The sequence below is a fragment of the Mediterraneibacter agrestimuris genome (assembly GCF_943193195.1).
Classification (GTDB): domain Bacteria; phylum Bacillota; class Clostridia; order Lachnospirales; family Lachnospiraceae; genus Schaedlerella; species Schaedlerella agrestimuris.
The window spans coordinates 1-17,153 of sequence record NZ_CALPDG010000033.1; the positions used below are offsets into that span (position 1 = coordinate 1).

Below are 17,153 nucleotides of genomic sequence, written 5' to 3' on the forward strand. Positions count from 1 at the left end.
TGGCTTGATGCATCTCTACCTATACGTTATTTCACGGACTTTGCAGCCAGTGCAAAGTCCTGGGCTGAACTGTTACAAATAACCTTACTATCTGCCCTATTTTCCCACCATTTTACTCACTTTGCGAAGCGGTTTTGTCACTCTCCAACTTCTGGAATTTAACATACCTTGCACTTGTTGTTTAAGTTCTTCACATTCAGCATATAATTCTGCATTCTTAGCCTCCAGGCTTTTATTAATATGCATTTGTACATTTAAATCATAGGAAAGAATGTTTATCTTCTTCTGCACTTCTTCCGTATAAAACAGCTTCTGTACTGATTGTTTATAATAATCCTTCGGACAGTATCCAAATTTATTTTGCAAAATGTCTCCTGTTCTAGGATCATTTAAAAGTCTTTCAAGCTTTGTAAGTCCCAAAACCGGATTATCTACTTCTCCCTGTATACATTTACATAAAAGAAATGCTTGTTCACATAAAATTTCCTCATGCGATACCGACTCTGGATTCACAAAATCCCCATGAAAACATCTTATAAAAAGTTCATCTTCCATATCATCAAAATAATGATATCGGATATTCATATTTTCATTGAAAAATCTTCTGTCATTTGTCTCATTACTTCCACTATTCTGATTCCCTGTCCTTCTATACCAGGTTAATGGTTCCTCCAAAAATATAAATTGATACTTTCGGATTGCTCTTGTAAAGAAATCGAAATCATGCCCCTGCATATAAGCCACATTAAAATTCCCAATACTATCCAGAACTTCCCTTTTCATTAAAAGAGACGACTGGATCAATGTATTTCCGCAGAAAAAGAAATGCCGAATCCACTCTTCCTGATTCCTTCTGCTATTATATGCCTTGTACAAGTCTGGTAATTCATCATTGATATTTTTACTATTCTCATCAATAATATCTAACTTGGTAAAGCACAATCCACCTTCCGGATGTACTTCCAAATACGCAAGTTGTTTTTCAAGCTTTTGTGGAAGCCATACATCATCACTATCTATCCGTGCAACAAACTCGCCCTTCACTTGTCCGAACCCAATATTTGTCACAACGCATATCTGACTGTTCTCTTTCCTGAAAATTGCCTTTATCCTGTCATCCATCCCCTGATACTTTCTTATAATGTTAACAGAATCATCCGTAGAACCATCATCCACAATAATCAGTTCCCAATTTGTATATGTCTGTTCCAGAACACTTTTTATAGCCTCTTCAATATACATTTCTTTATTATAATTTACCATTACAATACTAATCAACGGATCCATAAAACCAACCGCCCCCTTTCTCATCTGCCTCATGAATTTTTAACCAGCCTGTCCAAATCCAAAAACTGCTCTTCTGATTTACAAACTAATTCCTGCAGTTTATTTTCAGGCATCTTTTCTATCCCCTCTAACATTGCCGGAATATCAAGCTTTCCCAAATTGTCTAACTCCAAATATGCATCCCATTTCAAATCAGACAATAAATTTCGTATTTTCAGGTCATAAACTATCGGAAGTACTTTTTTCCCATACACCCAGCCAAGTATAATACTGTGTAATCTTGTGCCAATCACAATTTCTGTTTCTGCAAACAATGACAGTATTTGCATAATATCTGTCTGATATGAATAAATATTAACTTTGTTATGCATCGTTTCCGGTAATTTACCCGCTATATCTTCTGCAGCCTTCCTGTCGCCCTGTTCATCACAAAGGGAAAGAAAATTAACCTGATACTCATTTTCAATATACCATTGTGCTGCACTTTGTATAAACGAATTATACACATCCACATATTGGCTGATTCCGTAATGTCCCTTTCGCCTTTCCAGATCAATCACAGATATCAGAACACTTTTATTTTTTTCTGTCATATCCAAATCAACCGGACAGCCAAACACAATATCCGGAGCATACCTGACATTTGGAAGTGACTGAAACAACTCGTAAGATGCACGGTCTCTAAAACACACTCCATCATCCTGCTTCAATATGTTGTAATACTCCCGTAAAAATCCCTGGTCTTCATATGGTCCGAAATTCGCCCCGCATACATACATTTTTTTACTGTTCCTTCGCAGCATTCTGTCGATGGCCATCGTTATTTCGTACTGTTCATGTTGTACATATATTGAACCGCCTATATGAATCACTGCGGCAGAAGTTCTCACAAGATATTGAAAGTAATCGTCTTCTCTTTTCAGTATATTCCGAATCAAATAATTGTAAACCCGATTCACCTTATCCTTTTGTGAAATAATGCGTACATTCTTTATCCCCTGAAAACGTTCTCTGTAAGAAGAATCTGCCCACAACACAAACTTCACTTCCGGATATCTCCTGCATAAAAGCCAAACCATCAGATCATCACCGAAATTACCTGCCATATATGCATATATCAAGATTCTTTTCATTATATTTTCCCTTTATTATTTTAGTTATCAAAAGCGCCTGGTAATATTGCCCTTACCCGATTTTTCATTCTTCGCTTCAATACTCCTTTTAAGGAATCCCGATCATCATAAGCATCTAACCTGTCCTGTAATTCAGCACACATATACTGATGAAAATGCTCAATATGATGTTTCATCATAATTTCATTATATTCCCGCACATAGTATTTCAAATTACCATATTCAATTCCCGCAAAAGTATGAGACATCACAATCCCTGGATAATATCCGCTCTGCTGTACTGCAAATGGATATATTCTTTCTATTGCGTGCAGTATTGTATTGTCCATTTCATTAGGTTCTTCCGGAAAATCCTCATATATCCACTCTTTCTGCAGCAAAGGTTTCATTGCCTCCGGGCGGAACCAAAACATTGTCCCATAAGGCGCTATCGGCGGTTTTTCTTTTTCAATTGGCACATAAATCTTCAACTCCTCCGCCAATTTTTTTACCATATCATAATTCCCCCGCCACTCTCGTCCTAGCGTTGTAAAAAAAGGACCATGATTCGGCTCTGGAGGAGTCAATAAGCCAAGTCTTGGATTATCTTCAAATGTCGTAACGACATTTTCAACAAATGCTCTGCTTGCAAGTGTATTTTCAAAACATTTATAGGAAAAACTTGCCCCGGCAGTTCCAGGGATCACCTGTGCAGTCTTTTTATCATGAACAAAGCAAACCAAGTCATAATCCATAATTACATCACGAACACCTATCAAAAGACTGCTCACATCTCTTCCCCGGTTTTCAATTACACGGACTTCCAGATAATTACACTTCAACCCGGCAAATACCTTTTCAATTGCTATCTTTTTCTCTTCACTGTTTGTCGTAATATAAACATCAGCAGTCTCAGGCATTGCTTTCGCATAGTGCAAAGACTCCTGCAATAAATCTTCAAAATACAGGTGCATAACAAGTGCCACTTTATTTTTCTCAAGTGCCTGCTGCCTTTTACCTGCGTCTGCATATTCTTCTGAAAGAATATAATGCAGATTCATATTTTTCACAATATCCGCCTGATTATAATTTCTCAGAATTGTTTCCCATATAAAATCCACATCATAATCAGTCTGTGTCTCAAGATAGCGATATAGCTCACTAACTGCCTCTCCTGCCGTTTGGCTCATAAAATCTTTTGGGTCATGGAAAAACATTCTCCTCTTAAAAATGGGGCATCTCTGTTCCTTTATAAGCTTAGTCGGGCACATCATCAAGGGATATCCGCTATATGACCGAAGTGCTTCTGTCTCCACATACACTGTACTTTTAAATCCAAGATCACGAAAATGCTTCGTAAAAATCATCTCATGCTTCCCAACAGCTTCCCAATATGTGTGAATCATTGGCATTTCGTCCCAATACCTATGGAATTCTTCACTCTGCACCAAATTTTTTCTGCATGCAATAAAATGGGACTGAATATGATCTGGAATATACCCATATACACAACAACCGGAAGGATCTACATTCTGCTCATAATATTCTGTCAATCCCCAAAAATCCAGATCTTGTCCATCCATTTTATCAAATGTTTCTTTCAGTGGAAACACCGGTCCCATAATAGTACTGTTCATCATGATCACTTCATCATATTGCTCCAGCGTTTCCCAGCCATATTGTTCAAGTGATTCCTTATATGCCCAGACATCAAATCCCTTATTTTCCCGAACAAAGACATTTCCATATTGTTCTAACTTTTGTCTGCCCTCCGGCTCTATCTCTCCGTTAGAAACAATCATGATTTCCTCTGCATTTTCTTTTAAATCTTTCAAGAAGTGAGGAACGTAACGATCTACAATGCCTCTCTTATCGTAAAAAAAATATATCACTAATCTTCTCGGATTATTTTTTAACTTCATTTCTTGCCATTCTCCTTAAATATCTGTCACACTCAGTTTATTATAGCAAACACTCAGTTACTATACCAGTCCTTTCCAAACTACAAATCAACAATTCGAGCTGTTATGGCTGAACTGTTACGATTTTGCCATAACAATAGAAAATATAGGCATAAATGCCTTTTGATTTATGCCTATATACTCATCTTACTTATTTATACATCTCTTCGTAGTATTTCTGGTAATCACCGCTTGTCACGTTCTTCATCCAATCCTCATTTTCAAAGAACCATTTGATCGTCAGCTTAATTCCATCCTCAAACTTTGTCTCTGGATACCAGCCAATTTCTTCCTTAATCTTATCTGGCGCGATCGCATAACGTCTGTCATGCCCTTTACGGTCTTCTACATAAGTAATCAATTTCTCGCTTACCAGTTCTTTTCTCGGATCTCCCTCTGGAAGCATTTCCTGAAGTGTGTCCAGTATGATATGAATAATCTGAATATTTTGTTTCTCATTGTGTCCGCCGATGTTGTATGTCTCAAACAGACGACCTTTCTCCTGCACCATATCGATTCCCTTTGCATGATCTTCTACATAGAGCCAGTCACGGACATTCTTGCCGTCTCCGTATACGGGGAGATTCTTACCTTGCAGCGCATTGTTGATAATCAGCGGAATCAGCTTCTCCGGGAACTGATACGGACCGTAGTTGTTGCTGCAATTCGTAATATTTGCCGGGAATTTATACGTATCCATATAAGATTTCACGAGCATATCGGAAGAAGCCTTACTTGCAGAATACGGACTGTGCGGGTCATACGGCGTTGTCTCATAGAAATATTCTCCCTCTTCCTCCAGGGAGCCATACACCTCATCTGTAGAAACATGCAAAAACTTCTTGCCTTCCTTAAAGGTTCCGTCCTCCAGCTCCCACGCTGCCTTGGCAGCATTCAGCATCACCAGTGTCCCGAGTACGTTTGTCTTTACAAACACATCCGGATTCTTAATACTTCTGTCCACATGGCTTTCAGCCGCAAAATGAACAACTCTGTCAATATCATTTTCCTCAAAAATCTTATTAACAGCGTCTGCGTCACAGATATCCGCTTTGACAAACGTATAGTTATCACGGTTCTCTACAGTTTTTAAATTCTCCAGATTCCCTGCGTATGTCAGTTTATCCACATTGATAATGCGGATTTCATTATCATACTTTTTAAACATGTAGTGAATGTAATTTGAGCCGATAAATCCTGCTCCTCCCGTTACTAAATAAGTTCTCATGGTTCTTTCTCTCCTTTATCCTTTTCATCTCTTCTTTATTTAGGTACTCTTTCCGTTTATATATTTCCTATGGCACTACTCAAGACCCTTCATAATTTTCTGAATCTTCTCCGCATCTCCCCAGACTCCCGGTGAATCGTAAGGTCTGTCTGGAAATACTCCGAACTCAGGCCGGATCTTGAATCCGTGCTCAGCAATAAACTCCTGCACCTTATCTGCCAGACTTACCGGATTGCCCGTGCAGCAGTTGATCACACCATGTACCACATCCTGTGTGGCAGATGCCGCAATCTGCTTTGCCAGCTCATCTACCGTAATAAAATCATATTTGTTTTTACCGGAGTTAAACGGGAACGTCTCCTTCCCTTCCTTCTCCCAGCCCACGATCTTCCCAAACAGAGAACTGCTCTTTTCATCATCCCCAAGAATGTAATATGCTCTCAGCCAGTCAATCTTTACACCCTTCCCACTGGCAAGGAGGAACGTCATTTGACGAAGGGCATTCTTGCTGATCCCGTAAAGAGAGGTGGGATTAGCCGGCGTATCTTCTACAATCGCCCCTTCCCAATATCCGATTTCATGCATGGTTCCCATAACCGCAAGCTGAGGCAGTCCGCCTTCGATCATGTTCTTGATAAATGTATAATGATTCGGCAAATCCGTCAAATGCGACTCTGCATTGTGTACAAATCCATTTCTCCATGCCATATGGATACAGGAGTCCGGTCTGCCATACTGCTCGTAGATATCTGTATCTCCGCTAAACAGATCCACATCTGTTCTCTTCGCACGTTCATCCACGCCGTCATAAGAGAAGTCCGATGCGATGACCTCGTGTCCCATATCCAGAAGTGCAGAAACTACATGTCTTCCGATATAGCCATTTGCCCCTGTTACCAATACTCTCTTTTTATTCATAGAATATACCAGTTCCTTTTTCATCAATCCTCTGTCTGCCAAATACTTCTCCAATGCAGGCTTCCACTCCTGCATTCTATATCCGAATTCTTCTGTCAGTCTCCGATTCTCTAACACCGAATAGGCGGGTCTCTTTGCCTTGGCGCCATATTCTTCGGTTGTCACCGGTTCCACTTTCATATTCCTGCCGCAAAGCCGAAATATCTCTGTTGCAAACTCTGCCCAGTCACAGCTTCCCTCGCATGTCGCATGATAGATACCATATCTGTCGGACTGGATCAGCAGATCAATCACCTTCACCAGTTCCTCTGCACTTGTGGGCGTACCGAACTGGTCGTTGACCACCCGCACACAATCTCTGCTTTCAGAAAGGTGCAGCATGGTACCCACGAAATTCTTGCCTTCTCCATACAGCCATGCCGTTCTCACAATAAAATACTTCTCTGCTATCTGGCATACCATCTGCTCTCCCGCCATCTTCGTCCTGCCGTATGCAGACTGAGGATCATACGCGTCACTTTCCACATAGGGTGTTTTCTTCTCACCGTTAAATACATAATCCGTAGAAATATGCACAATAACCGCCCCCGCCTCATTTGCTGCGTGACACAGATTCCGAACACCGGTTACATTAATCTGATATGCCTCATCTTCATGCTCTTCACACTCGTCCACCTTTGTATAAGCGGCGCAGTTGATGATAATATCGGGATTTATTTCCAGAACTTTCTGGAGTACTGCTTGTTCATCTGTAATGTCCAAATCGTTCACATCTGTATTGATCAGTTGTATGTCAGAGTGTCCGGAATAAAAAACATTCAGCGCCCTGCCCAGCTGTCCCTGACATCCTGTAATAAACATTTTTTTCAAATCAAAATCTCCTTTTTCGCTTAATGCTATTATTTTACACCAGTTTTCCGTTTCTTTCAATCATTTCTCTTTCACCTGACTTTACTTTTCACTCTCTGTATCATACATGCAATCCCTTTCATAACAAAATAATGTGCCAGATAAAGGATCCCTGCAAACAGAGTAATCACACAGCATACACCCATAAACAGCAAGTAACTCTCTCCCACACTGATTTCCGTTAAATTAAATTTCCCCATAACCTTTGCAATTATAACGTGATGGACTAAAAAGACTGCATAAGAATATTTACTCAACTTCCCACAGATATATTCCACCGGTGCACATCTTACAATATTTGACACATACACACATACAAGAAACGAAGTGATCCCCACATAGGTTGTCTGGATGCTAGCGGAAAATCCCGGTTTCACAATCCAATTCACCAATACTACCGCCAAAGCCAGTGCAGCGGTTTTCCACGTTACTTTTCCTTTATATTTCACAAAAAACATTCCGAAAACAAGTTCCGGTATACGCACAAACAACAATGTGGCAGGAGCCAGAGGATATGGTACTTGAGTACACAATACAAGACCGCCTGCATATCCAACTGCCGTCAATATCAGAAGTAATACCGGCTTTTTATTCAATAGCGCCCGAAGCAATGGGAATACAAGGTAAATCAATACAATGACACCGAGAAACCACTCTCCCAACAGATAAAACGTAGGATACCCGTTTGTCAGGAGTAATCCATCAAAACCAATTACTGAAAATAGAATCCGCCATTTTGGAATTCCTTCTCCGGGTAGTGTATGCGTCTGCCACATAATAAACAAAAAATCGGTAATATATGCGATCCAAAACATCGGATATATTGATAAAAACCGCTTTTTATAAAATGTCTTTAATTGGCACTTTTCTTCATAAACATACATAAGCGCTGCACCGGAAATGATGAAAAATAGTGATACTCCCCAATCACCAATATATAAATTGCCGATAAAAGTTATAAATACCGCCTTTTCCGGAGCCGGTGGGTTCAAATATAGATATCTCGCATTAAAATGTGTAATTACAATAGCCAGCGCAGCAATTGCACGCACAAAATCCAAATAAAATAATCGTTCCTTCTTCATTCCTTACCAGCCTTTATTTCTTAATTTTCTGATGCTCCCAGCTTCACGATAATAATACCGTCTTTTTCCATAACACTTCCTGTATCTGGCCATGAAGGCATAGACTCAGCTATTTTCTCTGCCTGTTCCATCTGTTCAGTTGTGGGCTGCATATATGGATATCCCTGCGTTTTCAGAAAATTAAGCATTACCTTTGTTCCATGCGCTGTATAGTAAGATACTTCAAAGAATGAATGTCCTATCAATTCCAATTGAGTACTATCAATACATGCCGGATTTCTCCATGCTCCTTTTGCCCCTATAAATACAACCGGTTCCTGCGGAATCTCCCCCAAATTCAGTTGTTCTATACGATCTGTAATTTTAACAGCTAATGCCACATCTGACTCATATTGCACATATTGAGTATAATATAACCGCGCACTCATAATACTTTGATTCATAGTTACAACGATAACCGCTATCATAATAATACAATTCAAACGGAGCATAACCTTCCCCCTGTTTTCCCAAAGATTTTCTACAAGATATTGTAAAAAAAATCCCATCACAAAAGGAAGAACTATCTGCGTTCTCATTGTCGGTTCATTCCCCATAAGAATCGTCATTAAAAAAGGACTTATCAGACAATATAGAGCCGCTGCCGCATATAACAGATAGCATGTTTTTTTCTTTCGTATGCCATTCAGTACATATATAACTATACCTAAGCAAATAAACAAGTTTGCTTTATTATAAAAAAGCAGTTTTCCAAAATATGCCCGGTAAATATGCCTCAGAATATTATAAATACATTCTGATATCGGTAGTTTTCCCCACATGATCTGCTCTGTTATATAGGGATTAGTACTTGCTCCTATTGCAAGAAGTACCACTTTATTGGCAATCTGGTATATTATAAACGACAAAAGAAAAGCCACAACCATTTTTATAATCAATGCTAAACAAAACTTATATTCAAGCTGTACTTCTCTTTCTCTCTCCAGACGATCATAGAATGTAATGAAACACAACGCTGCTCCTGCTGTAAACATCGGAACCAATGATTGATATGCAGAAAAAGCGATTACACAACAAAAAATAGACGGAAGACACCATAATATGCTGCTTGTTTCACCAAAAGCCTTAAATAAACATATCAAAGCAGCTCCCACCATCAAAAGAGCAATATTGACTTCATATGCCTGCAGCAAAAATCCCGACTGTTCTGCCATAATCATAGACGTAAAGAAAAAAGAAGGAAAAATCCATCCTGTAATACTGGTTTCCTTTTTCCCCAGCCATCCAAATAAATATGTCCAGACCACACTGTTTAACAACATTGCAAATACCATTAAAAACGCTGCAATATATGGATTAAACACATATGTTCCTAAAATTTTCTTTAAAAATACCAAACCAAATCTGCCAATAGAATACCAGCTCCCATAGATTCCATTAGCATCTGCAATGATCGCCTCTGTATCATGGGATATAGATACATTAAATATCTTAATTCCATACACCATCAGCAAAAAAACAGCTATAATCCACCAATTTATCTGATTTTCTTTTATAAAGCTCTTAATTGACGGCATTTTCCCAAGATAATTCTTCTTACTAATCTCTTTCTGTTTCATTCTCTTCTCCTGATTCTGCGCATGCATGTATAGTCTTTTTCATCTTAGTGTGTTGTAATTCCGGTAAATATCCTTCATCCTTTCCAGAAAGATTCGTTTCTCCGCAGATATAAATTGGCCGTTTCTTCGTCTCCAGATAAGCCTTGGACAAATACATGCCGAGAATTCCCATGCAAAACAGCTGGATACCGCCCAGCAGAAGTATAATGCACACCGTAGAAGGCCATCCTGCTACCGGGTCTCCAAAACACAGCGTCTTCACCAATATCACTGCCAGAAATACAAATGCCGCAAAACAAACAAGAAGCCCCAGCACCGAAACAAGCGCCAGCGGCACAGTAGAAAATCCGAGAATTCCCTCAATACTATATACAAGCAGCTTCCAGAAAGACCATTTTGTCTCCCCCGCCTGCCGCTCTACGTTCTCAAACTCAATCCACTTCGTCTTGAATCCGACCCAGCCGAAAATCCCCTTGGAAAAACGATTGTATTCACCCATCTGCAGAATTGCATCCCGGAACTGTCTTGTCATCAGACGATAATCTCTGGCACCGTCCATAACCTCCGTTGTGGAGATTTTATTCATCAGACGGTAAAAACATCTTGCAAAAAAAGAACGTACCGGCGGTTCACCTTTTCTGGTCACTCTGCGCGTGGCAGCAGAATCATAGCCTTCTTTTACAATTGCATCCAGCATCTCCTGAAGCAATGCCGGCGGATCCTGCAAATCCGCATCCATAATCGCTGTATAATCACCATCAGCATTTTGGAGCCCCGCATAGATTGCTGCCTCTTTTCCGAAATTCCTCGAAAAAGACAAATACTTCACCCTCTTATCCTTCTCTGCCAGTTTCTTTACAATCTCAATTGTTCTGTCCTTCGATCCATCATCAACAAACAAAACCTCAACGATATAATCCGGCAATCGTTCAGCCACGCTGCAATATTCCTTATAGAATAGCGGTAGTACCTCTTCCTCGTTATAACACGGTACTACCAGTGTAATACTTTGTTTCATCTATACTTATCCTTCCTGTTCACTCTTGTCTAAAAACCATCTTGTTACATTTTAGTCCATTTCAGCCAAAATTACAATCTAATATATTCGATATCACACTTTTCATATGTTTTTACGTGCTTTACAACAATGTAAAAGGGGCATATCATCAAGACATGCCCCTTTTACCCATTTCATTTTAGAATACATATTTTTCCAAAAACCGCATAATAATTGTTGCGCATTCCGCACGGCTTGCATTCCCCTGTGGGTCAAGCCGCGTTCCGTCATCCTTACCGCTGATGATCTCCATACCGACTGCCCAACTCATTGCTTCCTGAGCAAATTCATTTACATAACCCGCATCACTGAATCTGCTGTAATCCGCCGTCTGACTTACATCCTCTTGAAGGAATTTTGCAAAACGGTACATCATAACTGCCATCTGTTCCCGGTTGATATTATCCCCAGGTCCGAAGTTTCCAGTGTCGCTATATCCTGTCACAATCTTGTTTTCACTTGCCCAGAGAATTGCGTCTGTATACCACTCACCATCTTTCACATCAGGGAAAACAGCCTTATATTCCACTTCCGGAACATCCATAAGACGATGCAAAATAACGGCAAACTGTGCACGGGCAAGATTTTGTTCCGGTCCGAAAGTTGTTCCGTCCAGTCCGGTCATAATCTCATTATAATACACTTCTTCTACGTAATCATAATACCAGCTTTCCGGGCTGACATCGCCAAACGGCATCGGCTCATGCAGCATAATATCAACTGTTGTAGACTTCCCCTTATAACTGATAGTAACTGTCTGCTTCTGTTTTAACAGACTCATGTCAACCTCGCTGCACATCTCCTCCGTTACCGGCATATAGGATGTGCCATGATGACATTCAATCTGAAGCATAAGCCCCAGTTCATCTATCGTCTGATCATTTTTCATAATAAACGGAATAGAATCATCTTCTGTCAGCGAAATACTATCCGGCTCACAGGTACCTGTAAACATCTGCACCCAGTAATGACCGTATTCGCTGTCTTCCTTATAAGTATATCCCACACCAAGATGGCTGAACCCCGGCGTAAGCATATTCTCCCGATGACCATCACTTTTCCACCAGCTGGTAATTACCATTTGGGGATTAAACTGTCCCGCTGCAATATTCTCTCCGGCTGTTCCATAGCTTACTCCACACTCATCAAGCGCCGTAAAACACTCCGTACCATTTGGTCTTTCATGAGCAAACTTGACCCAAAGCTCTGGTTCACGGATATCTGCCGCTTTTTGTAAGCCTGCCTGCATGGATAAAGGTGCAATTCCATTTGCCATACGAATCTTATTCGTCAGATAAAGTACTCCCAACTCATATTCATTGAGACTGAATTCTTCAGCATCATACGCCTCGATCAACTCACTTGAAAATCCTTCCAGATCTTCCGGTATTACTGCTTCGCTAAAAGCCTGAACTTCCTCCTCTGGAATCGTAGTAAATGCTTCTCCGATTTCCATGTCTGCTGCCTTCACCGGTAAAGTGACACAGCCTAACAATAAGCTGAACGCCGCCAGTCCCGCAATACTCTTGTGCCTTCTCATTTTCTTTCCTCCTGATTTTTTAATATTGTTCTACCGATGCAAATACATTTGCACACTCCGTGCCTTCACATCCGCACAGACCATCTTGTTGATATTTTAATACTTTTATCAGATAAATACAATACCCTGTTACTTTTCACAACACTCTTCTAATTGTCTTGATCGGTCCCATCCATTTTAATTCATCTTCAACAGTTCCTTGTTCCATTGTTGCCATATGAATTAATTTCCCGTTACCGGAATAAATCCCCACATGTTCATAGGCGCTGAAAAACACCAGATCCCCTGGCTGCATATCTTTTTCTTCCACTTCAATCCCGATTACCTCCTGCTCCCATGTAGATCTCGGCAATGTAATTCCAAATTCTGCATAAATCAACTTTACAAATCCAGAACAGTCCGTACCGGTTGTCAGACTATTACCGGCATATTGGTACGGTGTCTTTCCTACCCACTGTCTTGCATAATTCACAACAGCCTGTCCCTTTTCCGTTCCTTCCGGCACTGACGGATTCCCCGGTTTGTTATTTTCAGTTCCGGTCGGAATCCAGTCATTTTCCAGATATCGCTGAATAATCGTAGAACATTCTGCTCTGTTCGTTGTTCCCTGCGGATTCAAGTTTCCCTTATCCCCTTTTACCAGCTCATGTGCGACTGACCACTGCATTGCCTCATAAGAAAAACTGCTGACCTGCAATGCATCCGGATAATTGTTGATATCTGCACGCGCCTTAGATTCCTTTCCTGTATAACGTGCAAACCGGTACATCATGACTGCAATTTCCTGTCTTGTAACAGACTGCCCCGGCATAAATGTATTGGTATCGATATATCCCGTTACGATTCCTGCTGAACTTGCCCATGCCACTGCATCTGAATACCACTCTCCCGCCTCCACATCTGAAAATGTACTCGGCACTGCCGGCTCCGGTGAGCCTGCCATACGATGCAGGATCACTGTAAACTGTGCACGTGCCAAAGGCTGCCCCGGTCCGAATGTTGCGGAATCCAGCCCAGTCATAATCTGCTTATCAGAAACATATTGAACAGACTCATAATACCAGTCTGCCATATTCACATCTGTATATACCGCCGCTTGAACGACGTTTACTGATAACCCCGCTGCTAAAATAATTGCCCCCGCTGTTTTCAACAACTTCTGTATTTTCATCAATTTATCCTCTTCTTGTAGAAAACTGATAATATCACATCATGCAACATTACCAGTTTCGTATTTTCTTAATAATTATTCATCTTTCTGTAACAATTGTATCATAACACTACTTGGGGATTGTGTCAATTTGGAATTACAGCAATTCCACACACCTTCGCTTATCTTCCAGATTCGGATGCACATACAGATTCAATGTCAGGTTGACAGACGAATGTCCCAGAAGCTCACTGACAATTTTATAATCCGCCCCATTTTCAATACACCTTGTAGCAAATGTGTGCCGCAGTGCATGGAACTTGATTGGCTGAATTCCATGCTGCTCCACAAATTTCTGATAATGCTCCCTGTAGGCTCTAGGCTCAATATAAGAAGTTGTGCCTGTCAAAACATATTTTCCCCGCTGCTTTCCCATCTGTTCTAATAGCTCTAACAAGGCATTTGAGATTGGTACATTTCTCACAGATTTTTCCGACTTGGGTGTAGTAATCACTATCTTTGTAACCCCTTTTCCAACTGCTGTCTTTAGATAAATACGCTGCAGTGTTTTATTAATATGAATTAATCGATTCGCCAGATCAATATCTTCCCACTTTAAAGCACACAATTCCCCGATTCGCATGCCTGTACACAAGGAAATTGCATATCCCAGCGTTTCGCAATCCAAATGCCTTCTTATCAGCCTCATCACCTGCTTCTGCTGCTCGCCGGACCATACTTTAATTCCACTTTTTTCCCTACTGGGAGGATACTTCATCGTGCGGTTCCGTACCTCCAGCTCATAACATTCCTCATAATCCTTGAGACACATCTTCAATATCACAATCATATCCTTGACTGTCTTGACTGCTAGTCCGCCACTTCCATTCAATTTCCCGTTTTTCGACCAGAATATAATCCTTTCCTGAAGCATACGATTGGAAATCTCCCCTATCTCAATTCCTTGAAATGCGGGAATAATGTGATTATACATCGCAACCAGATAATTTGCATATGTCGATTCCTTCACATAATTCCTTTTGTTTTCCAGCCAGATTGCTGCCCACTGCTCAAATTTCATTGCCACCACTCTCCTGACGTTTTTACTTACCAGTATAACGTATCAGAACAAGACATCTATTGGCACGATTTGCAGAAAAACCCCGGCAGTCACTAACCGCCGGAGTTGTCTTAATCATAATAACCAGATTCATTTTCTTTTTGCAAACAATTCCTTAAAATCTGCCGCTGCAAAAATCCCACATACAATAACTACAACCGAACAGATAACTGTTACCGGAGTAATAACACTTGTATCTCTTAAAATCACAACAGTAAAAACAATTGCCCATGCAGCATAGGTAACATTCAGCGCCATAGATTTAGATGCTCCGATCTCAGATATTGCCCTATAATAACAAAGGTATGATACCGTAGCAAAAAAAGCTGCCAACACAATAATCCCCGCTGCCATTTTCTATTTCCCTCCTCATCACACTTCCCTACAATTCATTAAAAATGTCAATATTTTTCTTCAAGCGCTCATACCGTTCTTCTGCCCAGTCCTCCATCGGCTGTCCGTCAAAGGGCACTCTTGTCTTTGCCCACAAAGTCCACAAATAATCCACATACAGCTTATTAGCAAGAAAATGTTTCCAATCAGCATCCGATGGCTCTTTTCCGAAATATTCAGTTAAAAACAACTCATCATGACTATGCCCGTATGCTGCTTCAATCGAAACTTCCGCAAGATCCCAAAGTCCGTCATTCATACCCGCATATTCCCAGTCGATCAAATACATACGTCCATAACCTGACTTCACCCAGTTTTCACACAAAGCATCGTTATGACAGGGCACCTTTCTAATATCGCACATGCTGTCAACCTCTGCCTTTATTTTCATAACCGTTATCTTAATTTCCTCATAGTCATCAAACATATCAACATTGTTAGAAAATATGATTTTCTCATATGACTTTGCCATATCAAAGACTTCAAACGGTACTTTTGTATCTACGCCACAGGTATGAAGTTTTCTAAAAATGACAGCGGCCTCTTTTATATTTTCCTTCTCACGCATCGTCTCCGCCGACATCGTAACCGCATCCTCAATGAACTCTGTAACCTTAGCTCCATCTTCGCCAAAATATAACAATTTAGCATCGATCTCCAAATCACATGCCAGCTCTGTACTGACTCGCTCATCACCTCTGACGATCATTTTCTCAGTCCCTTCACCCGGAATTCGTACGATGTATTGATCCCCATCTGCAAACATTACTTTATATGTACGGTTGGTCAATCCACCCATACGTTCTATCTCTGCATATTCAGACTTTCCTGCTACCTTTTGAAGCAGTTCTTTCACCACACTGATATCTTTTGTTTCAATTTGTTTAGCCATTATCGTTTCCTCCAATTTTTCTGCCCGTAGAAATATTCATATATATCAGAACCATACATAAATTCAAATCCAACTGCCTGTATGCCTGCTTCATCTTTAATCTCACGAATATCAGTAATTTCACCTTCCAGACATCCAAGCTCTGATGCAATCCTCTTCAAGATTATTGAACGCGTATCATTGATATAGCTGGAATCAAATGTTCTGAGCTCATCCAGGCTGTCAAATTCAAAAATAAAATCATCTGCATAATGTCTGATTTTCAATTTCAGCTCATCCAAATGTTCCTTATATATAGCCTCCCAGAGTTTGTCTGCAGTTTCCTGAAGATCGTATTCTCTCAAAAGGATCTCTTTAAACTTCCTGCTAAATGTCTCATTCCAAAATGCATGTCCCAACATATACCATGCATTTTCACCCCCGATCTCTACATGATTCACATAGCCATCACTGCCTGTTTCCATGCACCATTCTCTTGTTTCTCCACTCGCATACACACCCGCATAATATGCATCGTCTACTTCCTTTTCAAACGGATTCACTGTAAAATAATTATCAGCTGAACAGATATACGAGTTTCCCAGATATTCCCTGACCGCATAAATACTGGAATTATTATTCCGAACATTAAATGCATTATTCTCTACAATTTTCACTCCCATCTTCTCTGTCAGATAGGAAAACCGTTCTTTCATATAACCGACTACAACAATGATCTTTGAAATCCCCGCTTCCTGCAGCTGCCTGATTTGCCGCTCTAACAGTACTTCACCTTTTACAGTGATCAAAGCCTTCGGAATTTCATATGACAACGGCGCAAATCTGCTGGATGCACCTGCAGCCATGATAATCGCATTGTCTACCTTATATCCCATTTGTTCG

The 17,153-nt window shown here is 40.4% G+C and carries 14 protein-coding genes; all 14 read right to left on the reverse strand.

The window, feature by feature from the left end:
• Positions 1-96 precede the first annotated feature (96 nt).
• A complete protein-coding gene (locus NFS18_RS13925; RefSeq protein ID WP_251391204.1) occupies positions 97-1,311 on the reverse strand; it encodes a glycosyltransferase in 1,215 nt (404 codons plus the stop codon).
• A 5-nt stretch (positions 1,312-1,316) separates the two neighbouring features.
• Positions 1,317-2,420, reverse strand: coding sequence for a polysaccharide pyruvyl transferase family protein (locus NFS18_RS13930; RefSeq protein ID WP_251391206.1), 1,104 nt, complete (start codon positions 2,418-2,420; stop codon positions 1,317-1,319).
• A 20-nt stretch (positions 2,421-2,440) separates the two neighbouring features.
• Complete coding sequence (locus NFS18_RS13935) at positions 2,441-4,321, reverse strand: rhamnan synthesis F family protein (RefSeq protein ID WP_251391208.1); 1,881 nt, start codon at positions 4,319-4,321, stop codon at positions 2,441-2,443.
• 190 nt (positions 4,322-4,511) lie between these two features.
• Positions 4,512-5,588, reverse strand: a complete 1,077-nt coding sequence (gene rfbB, locus NFS18_RS13940; RefSeq protein WP_251391210.1) for a dTDP-glucose 4,6-dehydratase — start codon at positions 5,586-5,588, stop codon at positions 4,512-4,514.
• A 75-nt stretch (positions 5,589-5,663) separates the two neighbouring features.
• Positions 5,664-7,367 (reverse strand): dTDP-4-dehydrorhamnose reductase, encoded by a 1,704-nt coding sequence (gene rfbD, locus NFS18_RS19545; RefSeq protein WP_331477702.1) that lies wholly within the window; start codon positions 7,365-7,367, stop codon positions 5,664-5,666.
• A gap of 80 nt (positions 7,368-7,447) precedes the next feature.
• Positions 7,448-8,500: an acyltransferase family protein gene (locus tag NFS18_RS13955; RefSeq protein WP_251391212.1), complete on the reverse strand. Its 1,053-nt coding sequence runs from the start codon at positions 8,498-8,500 to the stop codon at positions 7,448-7,450.
• Between the two features lie 20 nt (positions 8,501-8,520).
• Positions 8,521-10,119, reverse strand: coding sequence for a glucosyltransferase domain-containing protein (locus NFS18_RS13960; RefSeq protein ID WP_251391214.1), 1,599 nt, complete (start codon positions 10,117-10,119; stop codon positions 8,521-8,523).
• The gene (locus NFS18_RS13965) at positions 10,100-11,137 is read right to left on the reverse strand and encodes a glycosyltransferase family 2 protein (RefSeq protein ID WP_251391216.1); all 1,038 of its coding nucleotides are present in this window, start codon (positions 11,135-11,137) and stop codon (positions 10,100-10,102) included. The genes NFS18_RS13960 and NFS18_RS13965 overlap by 20 nt, the downstream gene beginning before the upstream one ends.
• 178 nt (positions 11,138-11,315) lie before the next feature.
• The gene (locus NFS18_RS13970) at positions 11,316-12,716 is read right to left on the reverse strand and encodes a CAP and S-layer homology domain-containing protein (protein WP_251391218.1); all 1,401 of its coding nucleotides are present in this window, start codon (positions 12,714-12,716) and stop codon (positions 11,316-11,318) included.
• A gap of 136 nt (positions 12,717-12,852) precedes the next feature.
• Positions 12,853-13,887 carry an S-layer homology domain-containing protein gene (locus NFS18_RS13975; protein ID WP_251391220.1) on the reverse strand — a complete coding sequence of 345 codons (1,035 nt, stop codon included), beginning with the start codon at positions 13,885-13,887 and terminating at the stop codon, positions 12,853-12,855.
• A gap of 136 nt (positions 13,888-14,023) precedes the next feature.
• Positions 14,024-14,947 carry a site-specific integrase gene (locus NFS18_RS13980; protein ID WP_251391228.1) on the reverse strand — a complete coding sequence of 308 codons (924 nt, stop codon included), beginning with the start codon at positions 14,945-14,947 and terminating at the stop codon, positions 14,024-14,026.
• A gap of 129 nt (positions 14,948-15,076) precedes the next feature.
• The gene (locus NFS18_RS13985) at positions 15,077-15,340 is read right to left on the reverse strand and encodes a hypothetical protein (protein WP_251391229.1); all 264 of its coding nucleotides are present in this window, start codon (positions 15,338-15,340) and stop codon (positions 15,077-15,079) included.
• Positions 15,341-15,368: 28 nt separating this feature from the next.
• Positions 15,369-16,271 carry a choline/ethanolamine kinase family protein gene (locus NFS18_RS13990; RefSeq protein WP_251391231.1) on the reverse strand — a complete coding sequence of 301 codons (903 nt, stop codon included), beginning with the start codon at positions 16,269-16,271 and terminating at the stop codon, positions 15,369-15,371.
• Positions 16,271-17,146: an NTP transferase domain-containing protein gene (locus tag NFS18_RS13995; RefSeq protein ID WP_251391233.1), complete on the reverse strand. Its 876-nt coding sequence runs from the start codon at positions 17,144-17,146 to the stop codon at positions 16,271-16,273. The genes NFS18_RS13990 and NFS18_RS13995 overlap by 1 nt, the downstream gene beginning before the upstream one ends.
• Between the last annotated feature and the right edge of the window lie 7 nt (positions 17,147-17,153).

Excerpts from the sequence above, each read along its gene's own strand:
- rfbD (WP_331477702.1), bottom strand. The coding sequence starts at position 7,367 with ATGTTTATTACAGGATGTCAGGGACAGCTGGGCAGGGCGCTGAATGTT.
- NFS18_RS13925 (WP_251391204.1), bottom strand. The coding sequence starts at position 1,311 with ATGAGAAAGGGGGCGGTTGGTTTTATGGATCCGTTGATTAGTATTGTA.
- NFS18_RS13935 (WP_251391208.1), bottom strand. The coding sequence starts at position 4,321 with ATGAAGTTAAAAAATAATCCGAGAAGATTAGTGATATATTTTTTTTAC.
- NFS18_RS13930 (WP_251391206.1), bottom strand. The coding sequence starts at position 2,420 with ATGAAAAGAATCTTGATATATGCATATATGGCAGGTAATTTCGGTGAT.
- NFS18_RS13990 (WP_251391231.1), bottom strand. The coding sequence starts at position 16,271 with ATGGCTAAACAAATTGAAACAAAAGATATCAGTGTGGTGAAAGAACTG.
- NFS18_RS13965 (WP_251391216.1), bottom strand. The coding sequence starts at position 11,137 with ATGAAACAAAGTATTACACTGGTAGTACCGTGTTATAACGAGGAAGAG.
- NFS18_RS13980 (WP_251391228.1), bottom strand. The coding sequence starts at position 14,947 with ATGAAATTTGAGCAGTGGGCAGCAATCTGGCTGGAAAACAAAAGGAAT.
- NFS18_RS13955 (WP_251391212.1), bottom strand. The coding sequence starts at position 8,500 with ATGAAGAAGGAACGATTATTTTATTTGGATTTTGTGCGTGCAATTGCT.
- rfbB (WP_251391210.1), bottom strand. The coding sequence starts at position 5,588 with ATGAGAACTTATTTAGTAACGGGAGGAGCAGGATTTATCGGCTCAAAT.
- NFS18_RS13985 (WP_251391229.1), bottom strand. The coding sequence starts at position 15,340 with ATGGCAGCGGGGATTATTGTGTTGGCAGCTTTTTTTGCTACGGTATCA.
- NFS18_RS13970 (WP_251391218.1), bottom strand. The coding sequence starts at position 12,716 with ATGAGAAGGCACAAGAGTATTGCGGGACTGGCGGCGTTCAGCTTATTG.
- NFS18_RS13995 (WP_251391233.1), bottom strand. The coding sequence starts at position 17,146 with ATGGGATATAAGGTAGACAATGCGATTATCATGGCTGCAGGTGCATCC.
- NFS18_RS13960 (WP_251391214.1), bottom strand. The coding sequence starts at position 10,119 with ATGAAACAGAAAGAGATTAGTAAGAAGAATTATCTTGGGAAAATGCCG.
- NFS18_RS13975 (WP_251391220.1), bottom strand. The coding sequence starts at position 13,887 with ATGAAAATACAGAAGTTGTTGAAAACAGCGGGGGCAATTATTTTAGCA.